At 70.0% G+C, this 6,000-nt stretch carries 3 protein-coding genes; all 3 read right to left on the bottom strand.

Features of this window, described 5'->3' with window-relative positions; genetic code table 11:
- Positions 1 to 122: 122 nt before the first annotated feature.
- The 3 genes from ACNTMW_RS29150 to ACNTMW_RS29140 all read right to left on the bottom strand — a co-directional run bounded on the left by ACNTMW_RS29150 (position 123) and on the right by ACNTMW_RS29140 (position 5,918).
- Positions 123 to 1,832 carry a thiamine pyrophosphate-dependent enzyme gene (locus ACNTMW_RS29150; protein WP_426637116.1) on the bottom strand — a complete coding sequence of 570 codons (1,710 nt, stop codon included), beginning with the start codon at positions 1,830 to 1,832 and terminating at the stop codon, positions 123 to 125.
- Positions 1,833 to 1,879: 47 nt separating this feature from the next.
- Positions 1,880 to 4,861 carry an FAD-binding and (Fe-S)-binding domain-containing protein gene (locus ACNTMW_RS29145; RefSeq protein WP_426637114.1) on the bottom strand — a complete coding sequence of 994 codons (2,982 nt, stop codon included), beginning with the start codon at positions 4,859 to 4,861 and terminating at the stop codon, positions 1,880 to 1,882.
- A 586-nt stretch (positions 4,862 to 5,447) separates the two neighbouring features.
- Complete coding sequence (locus tag ACNTMW_RS29140; protein ID WP_426637113.1) at positions 5,448 to 5,918, bottom strand: DUF2690 domain-containing protein; 471 nt, start codon at positions 5,916 to 5,918, stop codon at positions 5,448 to 5,450.
- Between the last annotated feature and the right edge of the window lie 82 nt (positions 5,919 to 6,000).

Raw genomic sequence — 6,000 nt, 5'->3', positions numbered from 1 at the left:
GGCAGCGGCTGCACTCTGCGCTCGACTACCGCACCCCAGCCGAAGCCCTCACCGACTACCAGATCCGCATCGCCGCCTGACCAGCAAACCCACGAGGACCTGTCCAAGATCCTTGACACAGCTCAGTTGGGCGTACCCGAGCGCAGTGCCTGCGCCAGCTTGGTCACCTGATCTTTGGTGACCTTGGCGGGCATCGGGGGCTCGTGCTGGTCGACGACGCACTCGACGATCACCGGGCCGTCCATCGCGAGCGCCTCGGACATCTGGGCGGCGCACCGGGCCGGGTCGTCGATGCGTACCCCGCGGGCTCCGCACGCCTCGGCGAACTTGACGAAGTCCAGCGGGGCCATGTTGACGCCGTACTCGGGGTTGCCCAGGAACACCATCTGCTCCCACTTGATCAGGCCGAGGCTGTCATTGCGGATCACCACGACCTTGATGGGCAGCCGGTGCTGCACGGCGGTGAGGAAGTCGCCCAGCTGCATGGTCAGTGAGCCGTCGCCGGTGAACACCACCACCTGGCGGTTCGGGTGCGCGGTCTGCGCGCCGATCGCGTACGGCAGGCCGGCGGCCATCGAGCAGTTGGTGCCGGAGAAGCTGAACTGCTGGCCGCGGCGCAGCTTGAGCTGCCGGGCGACCCAGGTGGTCACGGTGCCGGAGTCGCCGCAGACGATCGCGTCCGGCGCCAGCGCCTGGTTGAGGGCCCATGCCGGCACCTGCGGCTTCATCGGCACGTCGGTACGCGTGCCCCGCTCGGCCATCAGGTCCCACCACTGCTTCATGCCCGCCTGCGCGCGGGTCAGGAAGGACCGGTCGGGGTTGCGGGTCAGCAGCGGCCCCAGCACGGCGAGGGTGGCCGCGGCGTCCCCGGCCAGCGGCACGTCGACGGGGTAGCGCAGGCCGATGCGTTCGGGCTTGTCGTCGATCTGGACGCAGACCGCCTGGCCGGGTGACGGGTAGAACTCGATGTAGGGCATGGTGGAGCCGACGATCAGCAGCGCGTCGCACTGTTCGAGCGCCTCTTCCGACGGCCGGGAGCCGACCAGTCCGATCGGGCCGGTCGTGTACGGGCTGTCGTCGGGTACGCAGTCCTTTCCCAGCTGCGCCTTGATGATGGGAGCGGCCAGGATGTCGGCCACCGCCTCCAGTTCGTCGCCGGCGGCGCGGGCCCCGGCTCCGGCCAGGATCGCCACGCGTGCGTGACCGGAGAGCAGCAGCGCGGCGGCGTCCAGGTCCTGACGGGTCGGTACCCGTACCGGCGGGCGGAAGGTGGTGGAGGTGTGCCCGGGGACGTTGCGCTTGTACCGGCTGCCGGAGTCGGCCTCGGCCGCCTGGTAGTCGATGGGGAACGCCAGGTGCGCGGGCCCGCGCTGGGTCAGCGCCGTGCGCACGGCATAGTCGACCACGTTGGTGACGTGGGCCGGGCCCATGATGCGCTCGTTGTACAGCGCGACGTCGTTGAACAGGTAGTCGGTGTTGACGTCCTGCAGATAGCTGGTGCCGATCAGGTCGTGGTACGGCATGCCGGTGATGGCCAGCAGCGGCGCCTGTTCGACCCGCGCGTCGAGCAGGCCGTTGAGCAGGTGCGCCGCGCCGGGGCCGGAGGTGGCGAAGCAGACGCCGAGCTTGCCGGTGAACTTGGCGTACCCGACGGCCGCCATCGCGGCGACCTCCTCGTGGCGTACGTGCACGTACCGGATCCGGTCGCTGTGTTTGCGTAGCGCCTCCATCAGGCCATTGATGCCGTCGCCGGGCAGCCCGAAGATCGCTTCGACGCCCCAGTCGACGAGCCGTTCGACCAGCGCGTCGGCGGCGGTACGTTGCTCGGCCACGATCGACTCCTCTCCTCCTCACCGGACACTCGCTCGTCGGGTACCCGTCACCCGTTCCGGCGGTGCCGGACCGCGCCCGCTACGCCGGCCGCGAGCAGCGTGACGGCCAGCGCGAGACGGACCGCGTGCCGGCCCCGGCCCGCGCCAGCGGGAAGGGACACATCCGGCAGCCGCTGTTCCGGGCGGCCGCCGGAGGGGCCCTCCCGGCCCTCCCGGATGGCCAGCGCGAGCACCTCGGCCAGATGCATGGCCCGACGGTCGGTGGCCGAACGGATCTGGCTGCGACAGCTGAACCCGTCGGCCATGATCAGCGTGTCGTCGGCTGCCCGCCGTACGGCGGGCAGCAGTGCCCGCTCGGCCGCCGCCATCGACACCCGGTACTTCTGCCCCGCCTCGTACCCGAAGCTGCCCGCCATGCCGCAGCACCCCGTGTCCGGCGCCTCGGCCCGCAGCCCCATCCGCGCCATCAGCTCCCGGTCAGCGCCTGCGCCGAGCACCGAGTGGTGATGGCAGTGCCGCTGCACCAGCGCGTCGCGGTGCAGTTGCGGCACCGGCCAGTCCGGGGCGTACCGGTCGAGGAATTCCGCCAGGGTGAAGCTCTGGGCGTGCAGCCGCCGCGCCCGCGCGTCGCCGGGGAACAGGTTGACCAGTTCGTCGCGGAACACGGTCAGGCAGCTCGGTTCGAGCCCGACCAGCGGTACGCCGGCGTCGATCTGCGGGCCGAGGGCGTCGAGCACGCGCCGCAGGTACCGCCGGGCCAGGGTGAGCATGCCGTAGTCGTAGAGCGGCCGGCCGCAGCACAGCGTACGGCCGGGCAGGACGACCCGGTGGCCGGCCGCCTCAAGCACCTCGACGGCGGCCACCCCGACGCGGGGTTCGAAGTAGTTGGTGAAGGTGTCCGGCCACAGCAGCACCGCCCGCGCGTCCGGATGGCGCGGCTGATGACCGGCGAACCAGGCGGCGAAGGTGGGCTTGGCGAACCGCGGCGCGTCCCGCTGCGGCGCGATGCCGCCGGCGAGCTTGACCAGCCGGTGCAGCAGCGGGGCGTGGGTGGCGGCGTTGACCAGCCGCGGTACCCGCGATGCCGCGCGCGCCCAGACGTCGATGAGTCCCAGCGCGTACGCCTGCCGCGGGCGCAGCCGGCCCGCGTAGTGGTGGTGCAGGAACTCGGCCTTGTACATGGCGACGTCCACCTTGACCGGGCAGTCGCCCTTGCAGCCCTTGCAGGCCAGGCACAGGTCGAGCGCTTCGGCGACCTCGTCGCTGCGCCAGCGGCCCGCCACACTGCCGGAGGCGTCGGCCATCTCCTGCAGCAGCCGGGCCCGGCCGCGGGTGGAGTGGCGCTCCTCCCGGGTGACCATGAAGCTCGGGCACATCACCCCGCCGGACAGGCGCCGGCACTTGCCGACACCGAAGCAGCGGCCGACCGCGTTGGCGAAGTCGCCGCCGTCGTCGGGGTACCGGAAGACGGTGTCGAGCTCTCGCGGCCGGTAGTCCGTGCCCTCGCGCAGGTGCTCGTCCAGCCGGTACGGGTCGATGAGCTTGTGCGGGTTCATCATGCCGTCGGGGTCCCACACCCGCTTGAACTCCGCGAACGCGCGCATCAGCGCCGGGGGGAACATCTTCGGCCACAGCTCGGCCCGGCCGTGCCCGTCGCCGTGCTCGCCGGACAGCGACCCACCGAAGGACACGACCAGGTCGGCGGCGGACTCCATGAACCGCCGGTAGGTCCGGATGCCGTCCGCGCTCCGCAGGTCGAAGTCGATCCGGCAGTGCACGCAGCCCTGGCCCCAGTGTCCGTAGAACACCCCGTCGTAGCCGTACCGGTCCAGCAGCCCGGTGAACGCCCGCAGGTACCCGCCCAGCCGGCTCGGGTGCACCGCCGCGTCCTCCCAGTTGGGCCAGCCGCCGTGACCACCCAGGCCGACCGGCATCCGGGAGGTGCCGGCCGAGTGCCGGCGCACCTGCCACACGGCGTCCTGGGAGGCCGGATCCTCGTACAGCCGGCTGCTGGGGCGGCCGTCGTGACGCGGCAGCCCGTCGACGAGCCGCTCGGCCGCGTCGTTGGCCTCGGACTGGCTGTCGCCGCCGAACTCGACCAACAGCCAGGCGTCTCCCGGCGGCAGCAGCCGCGAGCCGCCGTAGTCGATCCCCTTACGGTGCATGTTGTCCACCACGTGCCGGCTGGTGAACTCGCACCCGATCGGGCCGAACTCCATCAACCGGTCCACGTCGTCGCCGGATGACGGGATGTCCGGGTAGCCGAGCACGACCAGCGCCCGGTACGGCGGCGAGGGCACCAGCCGGCAGTCCGCCTCCAGCGTCAGTGCCAGGGTCGACTCCGAACCGACCAAGGCCCGCGCCACGTGGAACCCGTTCTCGGGCAAGAGCTGGTCGAGGTTGTACCCGGAGACCCGGCGCGGGATGTCGGGCATGCCGGATCGGATCACATCAGCGTAGGTGTCGCGGATCCGCCGCAGGCCGGCATAGATCGCGGCGCGCCGGCCACCCGCGGCGACGATCCGGTCCAGCTCCTCGTCGCTGGTGGGTCCGACCCGCAGCCGGGTGCCGTCGTAGGTGACGACATCGAGTGAGTGGATGTTGTCCACCGTTTTGCCGGCCATCACCGAGTGGGTGCCGCACGAGTTGTTACCGATCATGCCGCCGAAGGTCGCGTGGTCGTGGGTGGCCGGATCCGGGCCAAAGGTCAGGTGGTACGCCTCGGCCGCGTCGCGTAACTGGTCACAGATCACCCCCGGCTGGACGCGGGCCCGGGCCCGGTCCGGGTCCAGTTCCACGATGCCGTTCATGTACTTGGAGAAGTCGAAACAGACCGCGCTGTTGACCGTCTGGCCGGCCAGCGCCGTGCCGCAGCCCCGGCCGAAGACCGGTACCCGGTGCCGGCGGCACACCGCCAGCGCCGCCTCGACATCCGCGGGGTGCCGGGGCACCACCACGCCGACCGGCACCTGGCGGAAGATCGAGGCGTCGAACGCGTACAGGGCCCGATCGCCCTCGCCGAACCGCACCTCACCCTCGACCGCCGTAGCAAGCTCCCGAGCGAGGTCTCGGGCGAAGGGCGGCGACGGAATGCGACGCTGTACGACAGCCGGAAGCGGCACCATCTGGACCCGCCTTCCGTACAGGCGAACGGGTAGCGCTGTGGGCCTACCCCCGGGTCAGGGTGGCTAACGCGGGTGCCGGTCTGCGACCCGAAACCGAGGCGCGGAAGCGAGAAACCACAGTTCAGAGGTTTGCGGGCGACGTCTGAGCCGCGCATCAGGAGGGCGTGTGTCAGCCGACCGACATCCGACTGAACCGGGCCGGGCGGGCGCTGCTGGATCGAGTGATCGTCACGATCTCTGGCCGCGGAACCCGGTCGCAGCGCGCCGCACCCGTCGGCTACCAAGATCAGCATGCTTGACGTCCACGCCCAGCCGCTTCGCGTGAACGGCACCGGTCAGTGAGCGCACTGACATGCCCAAGAGCGGATGTCTGTTCGGTCGATCAGAGGCCCAAGACCGGACGCGGCCACGCCGCCCGGCCCGCGAGCCGAACGGCGTGTGATCCAACACCGCGAATGTTTCTGGTCAGACTAGCGACGACGTTATTGCGTCACGCGACGCACCCCATAAATTGCCACCTGTTGTAGGAGCCATCCCGGTTATAGATATGCGCGCCGTAGCAGTCTTCAATTCCTTCGCGGCCGTCAACCATGCCAGTCCACCAGTATTTGCCGTCGGCGGTCGCATCAATGAAACCGACAGACGTGCCCCCGGGAACCCACACAGACGGAACAATCCTTACGGGTCCGTCTGTGTATCGCCAGCGGACCCATGCGGATCGGCAAGCACGACTCCAGCGAAGCTCTAGTTTGTGGCCGAACTCATCCTGGTAGGTGCTCAGCGTAGTTATTTGAGTTGGGTCGTCGCCGCAGACGTATAATGCGGGGTTCTTGCCCCAGCAGCCGTCCGCCCAGCAGCTTGGCAAAGCTGCGGAGGCGCTCGGGCTAGCAATGCCGACGAGTAGGCTCACGAAGAGTAACGCCGTCGCAAACCTGGCGCCATTGCGAATAGTCCGATTCATTCTTCCTCCATTCCGATTGCGTTGACTTGTCGCACTTTCGTCTGTCGCTCGATTGGACCACCGGAGTGGTTGGCTGGGGCGT

The organism is Planosporangium spinosum, assembly GCF_049999945.1.
GTDB classification, from domain to species: domain Bacteria; phylum Actinomycetota; class Actinomycetes; order Mycobacteriales; family Micromonosporaceae; genus Planosporangium; species Planosporangium spinosum.
The sequence above is the reverse complement of the archived record's forward strand: the minus strand, read 5'-3'. Positions and strand labels throughout refer to the sequence as shown.